The 18,195-nt window shown below is 65.1% G+C and carries 13 protein-coding genes and 1 pseudogene; 6 read left to right on the top strand and 8 right to left on the bottom strand.

Annotated elements, in window-relative coordinates:
• Positions 1 to 2 precede the first annotated feature (2 nt).
• The 3 genes from ACW7G1_RS14345 to ACW7G1_RS14335 all read right to left on the bottom strand — a co-directional run bounded on the left by ACW7G1_RS14345 (position 3) and on the right by ACW7G1_RS14335 (position 3,356).
• Positions 3 to 1,112 carry an S-(hydroxymethyl)glutathione dehydrogenase/class III alcohol dehydrogenase gene (locus ACW7G1_RS14345; protein WP_456980437.1) on the bottom strand — a complete coding sequence of 370 codons (1,110 nt, stop codon included), beginning with the start codon at positions 1,110 to 1,112 and terminating at the stop codon, positions 3 to 5.
• Between the two features lie 79 nt (positions 1,113 to 1,191).
• On the bottom strand, positions 1,192 to 2,376 hold the full coding sequence (locus tag ACW7G1_RS14340; RefSeq protein ID WP_456980436.1) for a transporter substrate-binding domain-containing protein: 1,185 nt from the start codon (positions 2,374 to 2,376) through the stop codon (positions 1,192 to 1,194).
• An 11-nt stretch (positions 2,377 to 2,387) separates the two neighbouring features.
• Complete coding sequence (locus tag ACW7G1_RS14335; RefSeq protein WP_456980435.1) at positions 2,388 to 3,356, bottom strand: hypothetical protein; 969 nt, start codon at positions 3,354 to 3,356, stop codon at positions 2,388 to 2,390.
• Positions 3,357 to 3,540: 184 nt separating this feature from the next.
• On the opposite strand from ACW7G1_RS14335, the gene ACW7G1_RS14330 reads away from it, so the two are divergent.
• A complete protein-coding gene (locus tag ACW7G1_RS14330) occupies positions 3,541 to 4,128 on the top strand; it encodes a hypothetical protein (protein ID WP_456980434.1) in 588 nt (195 codons plus the stop codon).
• A 37-nt stretch (positions 4,129 to 4,165) separates the two neighbouring features.
• On the opposite strand, the gene ppc is transcribed toward ACW7G1_RS14330, so the two are convergent.
• The 3 genes from ppc to yihA form a co-directional block, all read right to left on the bottom strand.
• Entirely contained in the window at positions 4,166 to 6,985 is a 2,820-nt protein-coding gene (gene ppc / locus ACW7G1_RS14325; RefSeq protein WP_456980433.1) for a phosphoenolpyruvate carboxylase, read from the bottom strand.
• A 72-nt stretch (positions 6,986 to 7,057) separates the two neighbouring features.
• Positions 7,058 to 8,422 (bottom strand): glutamate--cysteine ligase, encoded by a 1,365-nt coding sequence (locus ACW7G1_RS14320; RefSeq protein WP_456980493.1) that lies wholly within the window; start codon positions 8,420 to 8,422, stop codon positions 7,058 to 7,060.
• Between the two features lie 150 nt (positions 8,423 to 8,572).
• The gene (yihA, locus tag ACW7G1_RS14315) at positions 8,573 to 9,178 is read right to left on the bottom strand and encodes a ribosome biogenesis GTP-binding protein YihA/YsxC (protein ID WP_456963113.1); all 606 of its coding nucleotides are present in this window, start codon (positions 9,176 to 9,178) and stop codon (positions 8,573 to 8,575) included.
• A gap of 207 nt (positions 9,179 to 9,385) precedes the next feature.
• Between yihA and ACW7G1_RS14310 the strand changes: the two are divergent.
• From ACW7G1_RS14310 to ACW7G1_RS14295, 4 genes and pseudogenes are all read left to right on the top strand, one after another.
• Positions 9,386 to 10,174, top strand: a pseudogene (locus ACW7G1_RS14310) (c-type cytochrome); the annotation flags it as partial.
• A 328-nt stretch (positions 10,175 to 10,502) separates the two neighbouring features.
• Positions 10,503 to 11,228 carry a thiol:disulfide interchange protein DsbA/DsbL gene (locus ACW7G1_RS14305; RefSeq protein WP_456980432.1) on the top strand — a complete coding sequence of 242 codons (726 nt, stop codon included), beginning with the start codon at positions 10,503 to 10,505 and terminating at the stop codon, positions 11,226 to 11,228.
• A gap of 162 nt (positions 11,229 to 11,390) precedes the next feature.
• Positions 11,391 to 12,221, top strand: a complete 831-nt coding sequence (locus tag ACW7G1_RS14300; protein WP_456980431.1) for a thiol:disulfide interchange protein DsbA/DsbL — start codon at positions 11,391 to 11,393, stop codon at positions 12,219 to 12,221.
• Positions 12,222 to 12,316: 95 nt separating this feature from the next.
• Positions 12,317 to 13,054 (top strand): endonuclease/exonuclease/phosphatase family protein, encoded by a 738-nt coding sequence (locus ACW7G1_RS14295; protein WP_456980492.1) that lies wholly within the window; start codon positions 12,317 to 12,319, stop codon positions 13,052 to 13,054.
• 161 nt (positions 13,055 to 13,215) lie between these two features.
• On the opposite strand, the gene ACW7G1_RS14290 is transcribed toward ACW7G1_RS14295, so the two are convergent.
• Positions 13,216 to 16,131 (bottom strand): TonB-dependent receptor, encoded by a 2,916-nt coding sequence (locus ACW7G1_RS14290; RefSeq protein WP_456980430.1) that lies wholly within the window; start codon positions 16,129 to 16,131, stop codon positions 13,216 to 13,218.
• Between the two features lie 500 nt (positions 16,132 to 16,631).
• Positions 16,632 to 17,042, bottom strand: coding sequence for a RidA family protein (locus tag ACW7G1_RS14285; protein WP_456980429.1), 411 nt, complete (start codon positions 17,040 to 17,042; stop codon positions 16,632 to 16,634).
• A gap of 136 nt (positions 17,043 to 17,178) precedes the next feature.
• On the opposite strand from ACW7G1_RS14285, the gene ACW7G1_RS14280 reads away from it, so the two are divergent.
• Positions 17,179 to 18,102, top strand: a complete 924-nt coding sequence (locus tag ACW7G1_RS14280) for a LysR substrate-binding domain-containing protein (protein ID WP_456980428.1) — start codon at positions 17,179 to 17,181, stop codon at positions 18,100 to 18,102.
• Positions 18,103 to 18,195 lie beyond the last annotated feature (93 nt).

Raw genomic sequence — 18,195 nt, 5'->3', positions numbered from 1 at the left:
CGTCAGTAGTGGATCACCGTGCGGATCGACTTGCCTTCATGCAGCAGGTCGAAGGCCTCGTTGATGCGTTCCAGCGGCAACTGGTGGGTAATGAACGGATCGAGGTCGATCTCACCGCGCATCACCTGCTCGACCATGCCCGGCAACTCGGAGCGTCCCTTGACGCCGCCGAACGCGGAACCGCGCCAGACCCGGCCGGTGACCAGTTGGAAGGGCCGGGTACTGATTTCCTGGCCCGCGCCGGCGACACCGATGACCACCGACTCGCCCCAGCCCTTGTGGCAGCACTCCAGCGCGGCCCGCATGACGTTGACATTGCCGATGCACTCGAAGCTGAACTCCACGCCGCCGTCGGTCATCTCCACAATCACGTCCTGGATCGGTTTGTCATGATCCTTCGGGTTGACGCAGTCGGTCGCGCCCATCGACTTCGCCAGCTCGAACTTGTCCGGGTTGGTGTCGATCGCGATGATCCGCCCGGCTTTCGCCTGCACCGCGCCCTGGATCACCGCCAGCCCGATCGCGCCCAGGCCGAACACGGCAATCGTGTCGCCCGGTTTCACCTTCGCTGTGTTGTGGACGGCACCGATGCCGGTGGTCACCCCGCAGCCGAGCAGGCAGACCTTCTCCAGCGGCGCGTCGGGATTGACCTTGGCCAGCGACACCTCGGCCACGACCGTGTACTCGCTGAACGTGCTGCAGCCCATGTAGTGATGGATCGGCTCACCGTTGTAGGAGAACCGCGTGGTGCCGTCCGGCATCAGTCCCTTGCCCTGGGTGGCCCGCACCGACGAACACAGGTTGGTCTTGCCCGAGGTGCAGAATTTGCACACGCCGCATTCCGCCGTGTACAGCGGAATCACGTGGTCGCCGGGCTTGACGCTGGTGACGCCCTCACCCACCTCGACCACCACGCCACCACCCTCGTGACCGAGCACCGCCGGGAACACGCCTTCCGGGTCATCGCCCGACAGCGTAAACGCATCGGTGTGGCACAACGCGGTGTGGGAGATCTTCACCAGCACCTCGCCGGCGCGCGGCGGCTCAACGTCGATTTCGACGATCTGCAGGGGCTTGCCGGCTTCGAAAGCGACGGCGGCGCGGGATTTCATGATCGGGCTCCAGTGCGGGGTTGGCTCCAATGATAGGCGGTGCGGTCAGGGTCGGCTTGTCGCCGGCAACCGGGGCAAGTCACTGCGCCGGCCCGAAGTACTCCTCGTTGACTTCCGCCAGGTAGCCGCTCTTCTTGAGCCCGAGCAACTCCACCGTCAATGGCTTGGTCATCTCGCTGTGCTTCTGCAATGCGAACCCGTAGCTCTGCGGGCTGAAGATATCCCCGACCACCGTCACGCCGGCGCCCGGATGGGTGTGCTGGTAGTACTCCAGTACTGCCGCGTCACCGATCAGCCCGCTGATCCTGTCGTTCCTCAAGGCCTCCACCGCCGGCTCGACGTTGTCGTAGCGATGGATGTTCAGCCCGGTCGACAGCGCGTACTCCTCGCCGGTGCTGCCATCGCGCACCCCGACCGTCTTGCCCGCCAGGTCGGCGATGCTGTTGATGCGACTGGTCAGTGACAGGGTCGTCATCACGCTGGTCACCGACGAGGTCAGGTAAGCCAGCACCGCGATCCCGCACACCAGCCACAACCCCTGCCAGAGGCGCCCGACCCACCCGAACAGGTTCTTGCGCGACGGCGGCTTGCCCGACGTGGTCACCGACATCACCGTGTAGAAACTCTCGGCAACGCCGTCCGGCCAGCGCCGTGTGAAGTTTTCGTCGAAGCGGCGGTCAAACAGGGTCAGCAGGACCGTGGCGAAGACAATGATCGCGCAGATCCACGCATACGCGCGCAGGTGCCCGGATTTCCTGAGGCCGGCGACCACGGCCCAGAAGCCGGTGTTGCCTTCCTTGTGAATCATGATCCGGAAGCCGCCGTCGTACCAGGGCTGGGTGAAGTTGATGCGTCTGGCACGTTCCTGGTTCACCGACAGGTTGGTGAGGCCCACGTCCAGGCGATCGCTCTCCAGGCCCTCGACCAGGTCGCTGATCGTCTCCTGTTCGATGTACTCGTAATTCCAGCCCAACCCCTTGGCCGATTCTTCCCACAGGTCCACTGCCATCCCGGTGTAGCCGCCGGTACTGTCCTTCATCACGAACGGCGGGCTGGCATAAATGCCGACGCGAAGTCGGTCTGCGCGGGCTTCGGGCGCGTCCTGCGGCACCGCATCCGGCACAGCCGCTGTGTCCTGCGCCGCCGTGGCGAGTCCGGCGCACAGCAGCCATAGCGGAAACAGGAGGCTGGCGGTGATGATCGACAGGGCATCACCCGGGAATGACCCGGCGCGATGGCGGCAACCGAAAACTCTCCAACGCATCCTCGCCTCCCCTATGCTCCCTGGTTGCCTTCATCGAGCAGGCGGCAATCGATCGCGACCGGCTGGCTTGCCGCCACCGCGATCGCGTCCTGGAACATGTCGCAATCCAGCAGGTTGTCGGGTGAGGACTTGCGCCCCGACCAGACGTTTATATTTACCTGGGGCTCGCCTTCGATGAGGTCGAGCCGGTCGCGTTGCAGCCCGCCGCTGCCGAACGCCGCCTGGCCTTCACCGGGAAGCGTCACCAGCGCGCTGCCAAGATCGACTTGGCCTACGTCATTGATGACATCCTCTCCGGCGTCCGCCGCGGGGTCGGCAAAGTACGTCGCGCCGACGATCACCGTCTCTCCTGAGCTGCTGAACTGCTCTTTCGCCGAATCCGACAGCGTCACGTTCACGGTGAAAGCGAGGGGGTCGGGTGACGCCGGTCCCGACTGGATCGTGACCACCCGGATGTCGCTGGCGGCACAGGCATCGTCACGGCAGATGCCGGTGAGCCAGACCTGACCATCGCCGAACATCACCCCTTGGTAGTTGACCCGCAAGTCAGCGAACTGCTGGGACGTGATGACCGAGGCGATCCCGGGGGTGATGACCTGGTCCCACAGCTCGATGAATGCCTGGGCATCCCGGATCACGCGCGGTTTGCCGTCGATCTCGACATTGATCGGATACGACACCAACGCCGCAACGGCCTGTTTGTCCGCCGATCCCACGCCCTGCTGCAGACGATCAAACGTCGCCCGGTAGGCGGCGGCGTCACCAAGATTGGTTTCGATCGCCTGCTCGACCGCGGCCTCTCCTGCCGTCGTGTCGGTTGCTTCCGCATTCGCGTCGGAGCCGTCTTGTTCCGTCTGTGCAGATGCCTCCGCTTCCGCCTGCGCAGCGGCTGTGTCAACCGGCGAACCCGTCTCGAAGGAGTCCGTGCAGCCGGCAAACGCCAGCGATGCCATAACTATCACTACATAGCCAGGTTTCATGGTGTCGCTCCCTAAGCAGGATCGGCGTCGTCCGTGGCCGACTCTTCGTCGTCAGCTCGGCCAGTGGTAGCAACACCTCCGTCACCATCGCGTGATAGTCGTGGGCCCGTCCCGCCCCGTTCCGCGTGTGCTAGTTTGGCTCGACTTCAGTCCACCATCATTGATGATGAACGTGACCGGGCCCATGCAGCACGTCCCAGACCCCGCCCTGCTGTTCACCCATGTGAGAATCCTGGTCGGCATGATCATCGGCCTGGGGCTCACACATCTGCTGCGTAATTTCGCCGGCCTGATGGTGCATCGCGCGCGCCGCCACGTGTACTGGACCCACCTGGTGTGGACCCTGTTCGTCTTCCTGTACCTGTTGCACTTCTGGTGGTGGCAGTTCCGCCTGTCCTACATGGTCACGTGGGACATCGAGATCTACGTGTTCATCTCGATCTACGCACTGGTGCTGTACTTGCTGTGTGCGTTTACCTTGCCCGAGCGCGTGGATGACGACGCGGATTACCGGGAACATTTCTATTCCCGCAGGCGCTGGTTCTTTGGCCTGCTGGCCATGGTATTCGCCATAGACTTTATCGACACCTGGATAAAGGGGCAGGCGTATTTCGAGAACCTTGGCCCCGAATACATCGTGCGCAACGTCGCCTACATCGTGTTGAGCCTGGTGGCGATGAAGACCACCAACTCGCGGTTCCACGGCATCTTCGCACTTGCGGCCGTTGGCTACGAGGTGCTCTGGACGTTGCGCCGGTACGAGATCCTCTAGCGCAGGCACGAATTGGCCAGGATTTCCGCTCCGGGCCTCAACCCGTATTCTGGATTCCCGCGGCGATGCCGTTGACGGTCGCCATCAACACTTGCAGCAGCGCATCGTCGTTGCGCTCGCCGGCCCGCCAGCGTGCCAGCAGGTCGACCTGCAACAGGCTGATGGGATCGACATAGGGATTGCGCAGGCGGATCGACTGGCGCAGGCGCAGGTCCCGGGCCAACAGCTCGTCCTCGCCCTTGATCGCCAGCACGGCATCGCGGGTGCGGGTGAACTCGGCGACGATTCCCGGGTGCATCAGCGCGTGCAGATCGCCCTTCCCGGTCGAGGCTGGCACATCGGCGGCCAGCTGCGAGTAGCGCTCGAAGATCCCCAGGTCGGAGGAGGCCAGGACCATTTCGATGTCGTCCACCAGGGCGGCAAAGAACGGCCAGTCCCGGGCCATCTCGGCCAGCATTTCCTGCCCGTGGCTTGCCAATGCACGCTCCATCGCAGTACCGACGCCGTACCAGGCGGTCAGGCCCGAGCGGTTCTGCGCCCACGAGAACACCCACGGAATCGCCCGCAGCGACTCCACTCCGCCGGCACCGGTGCGCTTGCTCGGACGCGATCCGATGCGCAGCCGTTCGATCACGTCGATCGGGGTGGCGGCGCGGAAGTAGGCGGTGAAATCGGGATGTTCGTGGATCAGCGCGCGGTAATGCGCACTGGCGTCGGCGGCCATCTGGCTGGCAACGCGGCGCCATTGGGCCTCGCGAGGATCATCAGGTCGCGGCCGCAGGCTCGCACGCAACACCGCGCCGGTGGTCTGCTCCAGGTTACGCAGTGCCAGAGCGCGAATGCCGTACTTGCGGTGGATCACCTCGCCCTGCTCGGTCAGTCGCAGGGTGCCGTCGACCGAACCCCGCGGGGCGGCGATCACCGCTCGCTCGGTCTTGCCCCCGCCGCGACTGATGGAACCGCCCCGCCCGTGGAAGAACATGATCCGCACGCCGCTCTCGTTGGCCAGCGCGGTCAGTGCAATCTGGGTCTGTTGCAGGCTCCAGCGCGAGGCGACGATGCCACCGTCCTTGGCGCTGTCGGAGTATCCCAGCATCACCACCTGACGGTTGCCACGCGCTACCAGGTGGGCGCGATAGACCGGGTCGGCAAACAGCGCGCGCATGGTGTCGGCGGCGGCCTCCAGATCGGCGATGGTCTCGAACAGGGGAGCGACGTCCAGTGGCACCGCGCCATGGGCGATCGTCGTGCCGGCCTGGCCGTCAACGGATGGCGCGTCGCTGGCTTGCCCGTCATCGCTTTCCACACAGCCGGCCAGGCGTGCCAGCGCCAGCACCGCCAACGCATCGGCCGCGCTGCGGCTCATGCTGACGATGTACGGACCAAACACCCGTTGGCCGTAGCGCGGGCGGAGCCGGCCCACGGTACGGAAGACGTCGAGGGTGCTACGCGCCACGTCAGCATCGGCAGCGCTTGGCACCAGGCTGCCATCCATCATCGCGTGCAGCTTGCGCGCGCGTTCGGCTGGCTCACGTTGTTCCCATTGCGGGTCATCCAGCAAGCCGGCCAGCGCGACGTCGTGCATCGCCGAATCCTGGCGCAGGTCCAGGCTGGCCAGATGGAAGCCGAAGCAGCGCGCACGGCGCAGCAGGCGCACCACCGCGAAATCACCGGCGTGCTCGCCACGGTGGGCCAGCAGGCTTTGGTGGATCAACTCGATATCGGCCACGAAGCTCGCCGCATCCGGATAACCGGACGGGTCATCGTGGGTGGTCATCCGCAACCGCTCGGCCATCAGCGTCAGCAGGTTGCGATACGGCATGTCGGCATGGCGCGGATGCAGGTTTTCGACGCCGGCCGGCAACAGATCGCGGTACTGGTCGACCCTGGCCATCACCACCTCACTGACTGCCACCCGACTCAGGGACTGGCTCAGCAGGTCTTCAAGCTTGTGGATATCGCGTCGATACGCGGCCAGCACCAGCGCCCGCTGCCGGGCCAGGGTCGCGGCAATGGTGTCGGCGCCGACGTTGGGATTGCCGTCCATGTCGCCGCCGACCCAACTGCCAAACCCGAGCACGTCGGGCAACTCCGCCGTGTCCCCGTAGTGCTCGGTCAATGCCGCCTGGAAGACCTCATGGAAAACGGGCAGGACCCGGTACAACACTTCGGTCAGGTAGAAGCCGACGTGCTCGAACTCGTCAGCAACACTCGGCTTGGCGGCCGGTGCCTCCACGGTCTGCCAACTTGCGGTCAATGCCATGCGCATACGCTCGCGATCGGCACCGCGCTCCGCCGGGGTACGGCCGCGGTCGATGTCGTTGACCAGGCAAGTCACGACCTCGCGTTCTTTCTTCAGTTGTACCCGGCGCACGGCCTCGGTCGGATGGGCGGTGAATACCGGCTCGATCCGCAGTCGCGACAACACCGCGCCCAGCTCGTCTGCACCGACGCCCTGCGCGGCGAGCCGACGGATGACATCGTCCAGGCTGGCGGGCTGGGCACCGTGGTCGGCACGCTCGTGCTCGCGGCGGCGGCGAATGCGATGGACCCGCTCGGCCAGGTTGATAGCCTGGAAATAGGTCGAGAACGCGCGCACCAGGTCACTGGCCTGCTCAATCGGCGTGCCCGCCAGGGCATCGGCCAATCCGGCTACCGGCTCGTCGTTCTCGCGGCGGGTAATCGCCGCGCGGCGCAGGCGCTCGACCCGGGCCAGGAAGTCCGGGCTGCGTTGCTCGGCAAGGATCTCCCCCACCAACGCGCCGAGTTGCTTGACGTCCTCGCGCAAAAACTGGTCGGTGGGTGCGAACTCGACGCTACGCAGGGAGTCGTCGGTCGTATCGGTTGGGATCTGCATCCCCCAAGGCTAACGCAACAGCGGCCGACTCCCGGTGACGTCGCAGCCTGGCGCGAACTTCACCACCGATGGTCAATAAGCGAACTCGCGAAACACCGGGTCGACGTTGCCATCCCAGACGCCATGGAACAGCGCCAGCTTCCGCTCTGCCGGGGTCTCGCCCGCCTCAACCAACTCCATCAACGGACTGAGGAAGATCGACTCGTCACTGCCGTTGTCATTGAGCCGGGCACGGCGCGCCAGCCCGTGGGCGGAGATCTCCACCGTACGGCGGGCCAGGTCGAGCACGGTGCCGCCACGGAAAGGCATCTTGAATGCCTGCCTCGGCACGCCGCTGCGCAGGGCGTGGATCTCCTCAAGACTGAAATCCTTGACCAGGTCCCAGGCCGCATCCAGCGCGGTGTCGTCATACAACAGGCCGGTCCAGAATGCCGGCAACGCGCAGATCCGGTTCCACGGCCCGGCGTCCGCACCGCGCATCTCCAGGTATTTTTTCAGCCGCACTTCGGGAAACGCCGTGGTCGTGTGGTCGGCCCAGTCCTGCAGGGTCGGCAACTGCCCCGGAAGCGCCGGCAGCTTGCCGGCGAGGTAGTCGCGGAATGACTGCCCCGACGCATCAATGTATTCACCGTCGCGGTAGATGAAGTACATCGGCACGTCGAGCAGGTAATCGACGTAGCGCTCGTAGCCGAAGCCGTCCTCGAACACGAAGTCCAGCAGCCCGGAGCGATCGTTGTCGGTATCGGTCCAGATATGCGAGCGGTACGACAGGAAGCCGTTGGGCTTGCCCTCGGTGAACGGCGAGTCGGCAAACAACGCGGTCGCAATCGACTGCAACGCCAGCGAGACCCGGAACTTCTTCACCATGTCGGCTTCGGAGGCGACATCCAGGTTGACTTGCACGGTGCAGGTGCGGGTCATCATGTCCAGGCCGAGGCTACCGACCTTGGGCATGTATTCGCGCATGATCTTGTAGCGCCCCTTGGGCATCCACGGCATCTCGTCGCGCCGCCACTTGGGCTGGAAGCCCATGCCCAGGAAACCCAGGCCCATCGGCTCGGCCACCGCGCGCACTTCGCGCAGGTGCGAGGCCGCCTCGCGACAGGTGTCATGCAGGGTATCCAACGGGGCGCCGGACAATTCCAGCTGGCCGGCCGGCTCCAGCGACACCGATGCACCGTCGCGGGTCAATGCAATCACCCGGCCGTGCTCCTCCACCGGTACCCAGCCAAACTGGACCAGGCCCTTGAGCAGCGCCTCGATCCCGCCCTCGCCATCAAAAGTCGGCGGACGCAGGTCATCAAACCGGAAGCCGAACTTCTCGTGCTCGGTGCCGATCTTCCAGTCATCGCGCGTGCGAGTTCCCGAGCTGAGGTACTCGACCAGTTGAGCGCGTGATTGGATCGAAACTTCCTCGACGTGACTGGGACCGGACACGCGCACCTCGTTGGGCTGGATCATTGGAACTGGATATGCGGCATGACAGCCGCACACGCAAGACCCGCAGTGTAGATCGCCGCCAGCATCGATGACTCCACGCAACGCAACACTGCATCGCGCCAGTGAGCCCAGCCGCGCGAAGTACTCCTACAACTGCAGCCAGCCGCCGATTACCCGACGCGCCTCATCGACGCCCAATTTGGACTCGCCGGAAAACAGCTGCACGCTGACTGCATCGCCGTGTTCGGCCTGCAATGCCTTGCGCACCTCCAGCAAGGCCGTGCCCTGGGCGCCACGGCTCAACTTGTCGGCTTTGGTCAGGATCACATGGGCCGGCAGGCCGCGACTGACCGCATAACCGAGCATCTGCTTGTCGTATTCCTTCAGCGGATGGCGGATATCCATCACCACGACCAGACCCTTGAGGGCTTCGCGGGTACGGAAATACCGGTCCAGGAACGCCTGCCAATGCGCCTGTAGATCCTTGGGCACCTTGGCGTAGCCGTAACCGGGCAGATCGACCAGGAAGCGATCGGTGGACGGCGGCAGGGCGAAAAACACCAGTTGCTGGGTCCGGCCCGGGGTCTTGGAAACCCGTGCCAGGGCGTTCTGCTGGCAGATCGCGTTGAGCGCGCTGGACTTGCCCGCGTTGGAGCGGCCGGCAAACGCCACCTCGAAGCCACCGTCGGGCGGCAGCTGCTGGGGAGTATGGGCAGCCAGCAGGTACTGGGCACGGACAAGATGTTTTGACATGGGCATAGGATCGCACGCCGGAAGCCTCGAGTGCGCCGGCAATACCAACCGGGTCGCTGCCCTGACGTGACCGTGGCCCGGCCCGAAGCGTCATCGCGCCGTGCCCGCATTGACGCCGCGTTGACCCCGCCGCGCGTGCCGACGATAATTCTGCGGTTAGACGACCGTTCACGATCGTCACTTCAGCGTTTTCCGGAGCCCAGCCCCATGAGCCACGCCCGCGTCCTTGGCATCGTCGGTATCACCGTCCTCGCGGCGGTTGCCGCGGTTGCCTATGCCCAGACCACGGTCACCCCGATCCCCGACGTCGCACCGGTGGAGACGGCGCCGCTGGATCCTGCGGCCACGGAAACCGCCACCTGGGGCGATGCGCAAAATGGCCAGACCCTGGCCGGCACCTGCGCGGCCTGCCACGGTCTGGACGGTAATCCGGCGATCGAGATGTACCCCCGCCTGGCCGGCCAGAGCGAGCGCTACATCGCCAATCAACTGGCGTTGTTCAAGAGCGGTGAGCGCAGTGGCGGCATGGCCGCGGTGATGAAGCCCTTCGCCGACATGCTCAGCGCCCAGGACGCGCGCGATGTGGGCGCGTATTACGCCACCCAGGAGTCCGGTGCCGGCGTTGCCGACGACAGCCTGGTCGCGTCGGGGCCCTACGAGGGCCTGAAGTTCTACGAGGTGGGTGAGCAATTGTTCCTGGCCGGCGACGCCGAACGCGGTATCCCGGCATGCATGGCATGTCACGGTCCGGACGGCGCCGGCAACCCCGGCCCGGCCTATCCGCATGTGGCAGGTCAGCAGGCGGCCTATACCCAACAGCGACTGGAGATGTACCGCGCCGGGGTCAGTGATCGCGAAGACTCCCACCTGTTTGACATGATGGCGACCATCACCAAGCCATTGACCGATCAGGAGATCGGCGCACTGGCAAGCTACCTGCAGGGCCTGCACCCGGCGGCAAATGACCAGCTTGCGATGGTAGTTCCCGCGCCGGCAGCGCCCGTTGCAGCCGTACCTGCCGTCGATGCGAGCGCCGGGGCCACCGATGCACCAGCAGCGGACGCTGCAGCGGCAGGTGCAACCGAAGCCGAGGCAGAGGCGACCGAGACCGAGGCGGAAGCGACCGACACCAACTCCGCTGAGGCCGCCGAGGCAACCGAGCCCGCCACGCCAGTGGAACCGGAAGCCGAACCGGTATCGGAAGGCTGAGCAGAACCGCACTCTCGTTCAGGTCATCCGACACCGGCCGGACCTGCACCCGCAACTGTTCATTGCGCCGACCGTATCCTTGCGGTCGGCGCTCTTGTTTGAAAGATACCCGCTGATGAACCACGGTTTCGCAAAAACTCACCTGTTCCGTTCGCGTCGGATTGGTGGCGCGCTCCTGATCCGGACAGTCCTGGCCCGGGCGGCTATCGCGGGCATGTTCGTGGCGTTGCCGATGATCGGGTTCGCCGCAGCGCCAACGGGAGATCTGGTTGCCGGTACCGATTACATCGAGATTCCCGATGGCGCCCCATTCGCCACGCCAGCCGGCCAGATCGAGGTGGTCGAAGTGTTCGGCTACACCTGCCCCCACTGCGCGCACTTCGAACCACTGGTGAGCGCGTGGAAAGCGAAGCTCCCCTCCGACGTCAATTTCGTCGAGGTGCCCGCTCCCTTCGGTGGTTACTGGATACCTTATGCGCAGGCGTTCTACACCGCGCAGGCCCAGGGGCTGGTGGCACGGACCCACGCTCCAATGTTCCGCGCATTGCACCAGGAGCACAGCCTGCCCATCAGCGGTGCAACACCTGCGGAGATCGCGGCGTTTTACGCCCGCTACGGCGCCGATCCGGAGCAGTTCGCCAAAACCATGACCAGCCCGGCGATCAAGGCCCAGTTGAAACAAGCACGCGATTTCCTGCTGCGCAGCGGCGTGGAAGGCACACCCACGTTGATCGTGGACGGCAAATACCGGGTGCTGGGCAGCAGCGCCAGCGACCTGCTGGACAACGCCGCCAAGCTGGTCGAGCTGGAACGCTCGCGGCGCGCGCAGCCAAAGCACTGAGATCACCAGCACTGACACCACCAACAACGAGTTCATCGACGACGTCCGGGAATCCTGAATTCCGGAACGTGCACCGTGCACACTCTCCCACCATGGCGCTGGTTATCCTTGGGCCAGCCTGCACCACCCCGCATTCTTTGTTTATCTTCCGGAGATCTACCCATGACCTTGCGATTGGCTCTACTGCCCCGTTTCGGCCTGGCCCTGGCAGGCGTGCTCGCCCTCGCCGCCTGCTCGGCCGATGCGCCCACGCCCGCGCCCACTCCCGCTACGCCCGCAGCCAACACAACGGCCGCGCCGGCACCCACCACGACTACCCCGGCGACCGCGGCACCTGTCCGTACACCGGGGCCGATCGTTGCTCCGGTCGGCCCGGCGCCAGTCGCCGGCACCGATTACGTGGAAATCGCCGGTGGCGAGCCCTACCAGCCCAACAGCGGCAAGATCGAAGTCGTGGAGGTGTTTGGCTATACCTGCCCTGCCTGCGCAAGTTTCGAGCCGATGGTCAGTGCCTGGGCCGCCAAACTGCCGGCTGACGTGCAGTTCACGCCGGTAGCGGCACCGTTCGGCGGCTTCTGGATGCCGTATGCGAAGGCGTTCTTCACCGCGCAGGCCACCGGCCTGCTGCCGCAGACCCACGACGCGATGTTCAAGGCGATCCATATCGACCGCAGCCTGGGGGCGGACTCCAGTGACGAGCAGATTGCCCAGTTCTACGCGGCCTATGGCGCGGATCCCAAACAGTTCGCCAGCACCATGGCGAGCTTCGCGATCAACGCCAAGATGGGTCGTGCCCAGCAGTTCCTGCAGCGCAGCGGCGTGGATTCCACCCCAACCCTGATCGTCGATGGCAAGTACCGCGTCACCGGCCAGAGCTGGGACGAGCACTTGCGTATCGCCGAGCACCTGATCGCCCAAGAGCGCGCCGCCCGCCAGGACGCCGCCCCGGCCAGTGAGGAAGTCGCCACCCCGACCGAAGCCGACAACGGCTGATTGGGAACGGCATAACCATGGCGACTTCTGGCGCTGAGCGCATCGACGAGATCCCTCCCGTGGCGACGCCACCGGAAGGTTCGCGCCGGCTGCGCGTGCTCAGCGCCAATATCCAGGCCGGCTCCAGCACCCGGGGCTATCACGACTATGTCGCGCGCAGTTGGTCGCATGTATTACCCGCCGGTAACAAGCGCGGCAGCCTGGACCTGATTGCCCAACTGGCCGGCCAGTACGACATCGTCGGCCTCAACGAGGCCGATCCTGGCAGCCTGCGTTCGGGTTTCACCAACCAGACCCATTACCTCGCCCAGCGTGGCGGCTTCGATTACTGGAGTCACCAGCCGAACCGCCGCATGGGCGGGGTGGCCTCCAGCGCCAATGGCCTGCTCAGCAAGCTGGAGCCGATCGAGGTGACCGACCATTCGCTACCGGGCCGGATCTCCGGACGCGGGGTGCTGCTGGCGCGCTTTGGCCACGGCGAGGACGGCCTGGTCATCGCGATTGCCCATCTGTCACTGGGTGCGAACTCGCGCAGCGCGCAGCTGGGCTTCATTGCCGAGTTGCTGCAGGACAATCCCCATGCGGTGCTGATGGGTGATTTCAACTGCGCCATCGACCGCCCGGAAATGCAGACGCTGTTTCGCAACACCCGCTTGCAGCCCCCCGAGTGCGCGGTGGCCACCTTCCCCAGCTGGCGACCGCAGCGTGCGATCGACCACATCCTGATCGGCGACGGGCTGAGCTGCTCGGGCGCCTGCGCGATGCCGGCCGCGCATTCCGACCATCTGGCCATGTCGCTGGAGCTGGATGTCCCCGACGCGTCGTTGGTCTAGGCGAGCGGCGGCACCAACGGCTTGAAAGTCCCTGGATCCCCGCCTTCGCGGGGATGACGGTTTATTGCGGGACGGTTTATTGCGGGGATGACGGCTTATTGCGGGGAATGACGACAATTTCCCCAGTCGCCGGTCAGCTTGCGCCGACCGGCCTTGGTTGATCAGAAGCGCAGGTTGGCCCGCACGTAGAAGTAGCGGCCGCCGGGAATGTCGTAGGTCGAGGCGTCGTAGCCATTGAGCGAGCACGACAGGCAGAGCGGTGGATCCTTGTCGAACACGTTGTTGACGCCGCCGGTCAACTGCAGGCCCTTGAACCAGTCAAACTCGTAACCCACCTGCAGGTCGTGATAAGTGATCGCGTCGAGCGTGTTGGTGCCTTCGGCCGGGTTGCTGCAGACCGGGAACGACACCGCATCGCCACATTGCTCCTCCAGCTCGCTGATGTGACGCATGCTCCACGAGGCATTCCACTGGTCGCGACGCCAATCCAGGCTGGCGGTCGAGGTCCAGTCCGGAATTGCGCTGTCGGTCACTTCCACCCCGACCGTGCGCGGCTGCGCCTGGCCGGAGGCACCCACGGCCTCGTAATGGGCCACGAAGGTGTTTTGCCAGGCCAGCTTGAACACCCCTGCCGCGCTCTCGGGCAAGGTCCAGAACACATCGGCATCCCAGCCGCTGGTCTTGATCGAGCCCAGGTTGGTCAAGCGATTGCTGAACCCGTTGATGCTGCCGATCGAGGACCGGGTAATGCCATTGCAATACAGCGGGTCCAGCGAGGCCACGCACAGGTCGAGCTGGGTCTGGGCATCGATGGCCTGGACGGCGCCGTCGATCGCGTGGCGGTAGAAGGTCAACTCGAAGTCCAGCCGATCCGACCACGCCACGGCGCTGGCGAAGCTGGGACTGAACACCATGCCGGCGGTGAAGCTGCGCGCCGTCTCGGGATCGAGTTCCATGTTGCCGCCGGTGGTGACCGATATCTGGCCGTTGGTCTGCTCCGCGCCGACCGGCACGCCCAGTGCGGTGCAGTTGCCGGCGTTGCCGGTTGGCGCGCTGCCGTCCAGTCCGACCAGGCAGGGGTCGTCGATCTGCAGGTCAGCGCGACTGGCCGAGCCGAACAGCTCACCGATCGACGGTGCACGGAAGCCCTCGGCGTAGGTGGCCCGGAACAGCAGTTCATCGGCGACCTGCCAGCGCAGCCCGAACTTCGGGGTGAACTGGCCGCCAAAAGTGGAGTAGTCCGAATAGCGACCGGCCAGGCTCAGGTCCAGGCTCTTGCCGAACGAGTCTCGGGGGATAAGCGGCACATTGAGCTCGACATACGCCTCGGTGACGTCGTATTCACCGGATGTCGGCAATGACGGAACGCCGTTGTAGAACCCGGCCACTGTCAGCGGATCGGGCTGGTAGGACCCTTCATAGCGGCGGTGCTCGGCACCGACGGCGAACGACAACGGCCCCGCCCACAAGTCGATCAGATCACCCGACAGGTTGGCGGTGAACACATCCAGGGTCTGCTGACTGCGGTCACGCACCACCGGCTGGATGTAGGCGAGCATCTCGGGCGTGAGCGTGCCGGGGCCGCCAAACAGGTTGAGTGGCACGCAGCCCGGATTCGCCGCGCATACGGCGGGATCACCCAGCGCCAGGGCGACCTTGCGAATGTCATAGCTGCCGTAGTTGGTCTGCTCGGCCTCGTTCTCGCTGGTGGACAGGTTCACATCCCAGAACCAGGTCCGCTCACTGGCCTCGAAACTTCCCTCCAGACCTGCGGCGAAGTAGCGGGTATCGACTTGCTGCTCGTAGACGCGTGGCCCGCCTTCGACCGGACGCCGGCCCAGCAACACGAAGTTGACTTCGTTCTGCGCGGTAGCCGGATCGTCCACCGAGACCAGATCGAAACCGAACGGGTTGTAGGGGTTGTCGGCCGACACGAACATGCCATCGGAGATCGGGTTGCCGGTGCCGGCATCGGCGCCCAGGAACAACGGCTCCGGCGCGGCCTGGTTGACCGACTCGCGGCGATTGACCAGGGCCTTGGCGTACGCGTGGACCTTGTCGTTGAAATAGAAGCGGTACTGGCCGAACACCCCGGTGCGGGTCGACGGGGTCAGCAGCAGGTTGTATTCGGAAAAATTGAAGCGATCGGGCGTACCGAAACAATGGAAGCCATCGGTGCGGTTGCAGCCGGTCTGCGCCGGGTCGTAGAACGGGTCGTTGTCGCCCTCGTTGGGAGTGATGTCGTGGGTGACGCCAGTGTTGGGGTCGGTGATGATGAAGCGTCCACGCGGGGTACCGGAGCTGCCAAACGTCAGCCCGGTGCCGGGAATCGGAAAGCGCGATTGCTCGCGGGTGTTGGCGGAGATCGGGTCCTGCTCGACCCGGCTGGCACCGATGAACAGATTGCTGCGCTCGGTGTTCATGCCCCAGGCAACGTCGATGCCCTTGGACGCGCCGTCGCCTTCACCGTACTGGCCGTAGTTGAGCGTGATCTGGCCGCCTTCGAAATTGCGCCGGGTGATGATGTTGACCACGCCGGCGATCGCATCGGAGCCATACAGAGACGAGGCGCCATCTTCCAGCACGTCGATGCGCTCGACCAGCGCCAACGGGATCGTATTGAGGTCGGTGGTCGCACCGACGCCGGACGCGGACGATTCATTGACCCAACGCATGCCATCGACCAGCACCAGCACGCGCTTGGCACCCAGGTTGCGCAGGTCGACCTGGGCCGAACCGGCGCCGACACCGTCGCCATTGGGCGAGAAGCCAAAATTGCCCGAGGAGTTGAACTTGGTGTTGAGCGCGGAACCCGAGCCGGTCAACTCCTGCAGGATGTCGCCGATCGAGGTCAGGCCGGTGCGCTCGATGTCCTCGCGGGTAAGGGTCTGGACCGGCGTCTGGGTCGCGATCTCGGCGTTCTTGATCCGCGTACCGGTGACCTGGACGCTGTCGAGCGTGGTCGCTTCGGGCGGACTATCGGGCGGGGTGTCCTGCGCGGCTGCCAGTCCCGGCAGGGTCAGCAACAGACACAGTGAAACGGCGGTGGCCAACGCGTGGCGACGGGGTGCGTTCATCGACTTCTCTCTCCATAAGAATATTTCGAAGTGCCGCCCCCCTGCCTGCGACAAACCCACTTGTAAACAATTTGTAAAGCCGCCGCAAGGGCAACGCGTGCTGTGGCGTCCGTAAAAAACCTATCGCTCGACACTTTTTGCCCAGCGATGCCAGGGCCGAGGTGGTGCGAGTCAAGACATCGCGAATCTTTGGCCACTTTGGTCTCTCTGTCGGACTCGCCCTGCAGTCGACGACTGTCGAGCCCGTCGCAACTGTCCAAGCTGGTCACGATGCCGATCACATGGCGGCCAGCGGTGTCGAGCGAAGCTATGTCGCGACGCTACTACTCCAACCTCCGCGCGAGACGAGCGCCGACAGGACGGACCAGAACAGCAGGTACAGCCCGACCGCTGCCGCCACGGTCAAGACTTGCAACACCGACACGCCGCCGCGAGTGCCACCGCGCGGCCGTCGAGGCCGCGTTCGCGGAGTGACGCACTAACGGGCGCGTGTCGGTGACTCATGCGCCTTGGCGCGCTGCCTCCGGCAGTCGCGCGATCACCTTGATCTCGAAGAGGAAGCCATACAACCAGGTCACGCCGATGCCGGTCAGCGTGGGATGCGGAGCCTCACCCCAGAATTCGGGCACGATCTTCCACGCCATTTCGAAGTTCTTTTCGGGATCGACAATGAAGACGGTCACGTCCACCACGTCGTCGAAGCTGCAGCCGGCTGCGGTCAGAATGGCATTGAGGTTACGGAACGCCAGGCGCACCTGCTCCTCGAAATCCGGCTCCGGTGAGCCGTCCTCGCGGCTGCCCACCTGGCCAGACACGAACAGGAAGCCATTGGAACGCACAGCCGGCGAGTAGCGGTTGCGCTCGTACAAGGCCTGGCGGCCCGGGGGAAAGACGACATCGCGGGTATTCATGGGGGAGATCTCCTCGCTGGGCCGGTGGCCCCGGTGCGTGGTGATCACTCTAGGCAGGCGGACCGGCGCGATAAACATGCTGATCTCGGGATCACTGTTTGTAGAATCCAAACAATCCCCTCTCCTGGAGTCCGCAATGGACCGTATCGACGCGATGCAGGCTTTCGTACGCGTGGTGGAAACCGGCAGCTTCACCAAGGCCGCCGAAACACTGCCGGCCAGCAAGACGCGTGTGACGCACCTGGTGCAGCAGCTGGAAGCGCACCTGCGGGTAAAGTTGCTCCACCGCACCACGCGCAAGGTCAACGTTACCGCCGACGGTGCTGCGTACTACGAGCGCGTCGTGCGCCTGTTGGCAGACCTGGACGATGCTGAGACCAGCTTGTCCGTCGCGTCCGCCTCGCCGCGCGGCCGGCTGCGCGTGGACGTTCCCGCGCCGCTGGCCAGCCTGATCCTGGTGCCCGCCTTGCCCGCCTTTCATGCGCGCTATCCCGACATCCAACTCGATCTGGGCGCCAGCGACCGCAAGGTGGACCTGATCGATGAGAACGTAGACTGCGTGGTGCGCGGCGGTGAACTCACCGAGCCATCGCTGCGCGCCCGGCACGTGGCGGACCTGCCGCTGGGCGTGTACGCCGCGCCAGACTACTTGGCCCGCGCCGGCACGCCAGCCCATCCGCAGGCGTTGGAAGACAGCCACCACCGCATCATCGGGTATCGCGGTTCACGCACCGGCACACCGCTGGGGTATGCGATGCGTCGCGCCGGCGAACAGGTGCCCGTGCGCGGCCGCCACGTGCTGTCAGTAGATGATGGCAATGCCTACCTGGCCGCAGGCGTGGCTGGCCTCGGCGTGCTCTGGTTGCCGCAGTACATGGCGCGCGCACCGCAGGCGCGTGGCGAGCTGGTGCCGCTGTTCGAGGATTGGCAGCTCGATCCGATGCCGCTGTACGTGGCGTTTCCGCCCAATCGGCATGTCAGCCGCAAGCTGCGCCTGTTCATCGACTGGATCGTCGAACTGATGGCGGAGAACGCGCCGGCCATCCAGCCGCCGCACTGACCCTCGTCAAACCGGGCACGGTCTGCGCATCAATCGTCGACCTGAAACATTCACTGGGACGCCAGCGGCAGCACCGCCACTGCCAGGCCTCCC

The sequence above is a fragment of the Lysobacter sp. A378 genome (assembly GCF_054052125.1).
Note: the sequence above shows the minus strand (reverse complement) of the source record. Positions and strands in the feature narration are given on the sequence as shown.

Coding starts and splice junctions, on each gene's coding strand:
- ACW7G1_RS14345 (WP_456980437.1), bottom strand. CDS start 1,112: ATGAAATCCCGCGCCGCCGTCGCTTTCGAAGCCGGCAAGCCCCTGCAG.
- ACW7G1_RS14340 (WP_456980436.1), bottom strand. CDS start 2,376: ATGCGTTGGAGAGTTTTCGGTTGCCGCCATCGCGCCGGGTCATTCCCG.
- ACW7G1_RS14335 (WP_456980435.1), bottom strand. CDS start 3,356: ATGAAACCTGGCTATGTAGTGATAGTTATGGCATCGCTGGCGTTTGCC.
- ACW7G1_RS14330 (WP_456980434.1), top strand. CDS start 3,541: ATGCAGCACGTCCCAGACCCCGCCCTGCTGTTCACCCATGTGAGAATC.
- ppc (WP_456980433.1), bottom strand. CDS start 6,985: ATGCAGATCCCAACCGATACGACCGACGACTCCCTGCGTAGCGTCGAG.
- yihA (WP_456963113.1), bottom strand. CDS start 9,178: ATGTCAAAACATCTTGTCCGTGCCCAGTACCTGCTGGCTGCCCATACT.
- ACW7G1_RS14305 (WP_456980432.1), top strand. CDS start 10,503: ATGAACCACGGTTTCGCAAAAACTCACCTGTTCCGTTCGCGTCGGATT.
- ACW7G1_RS14300 (WP_456980431.1), top strand. CDS start 11,391: ATGACCTTGCGATTGGCTCTACTGCCCCGTTTCGGCCTGGCCCTGGCA.
- ACW7G1_RS14290 (WP_456980430.1), bottom strand. CDS start 16,131: ATGAACGCACCCCGTCGCCACGCGTTGGCCACCGCCGTTTCACTGTGT.
- ACW7G1_RS14285 (WP_456980429.1), bottom strand. CDS start 17,042: ATGAATACCCGCGATGTCGTCTTTCCCCCGGGCCGCCAGGCCTTGTAC.
- ACW7G1_RS14280 (WP_456980428.1), top strand. CDS start 17,179: ATGGACCGTATCGACGCGATGCAGGCTTTCGTACGCGTGGTGGAAACC.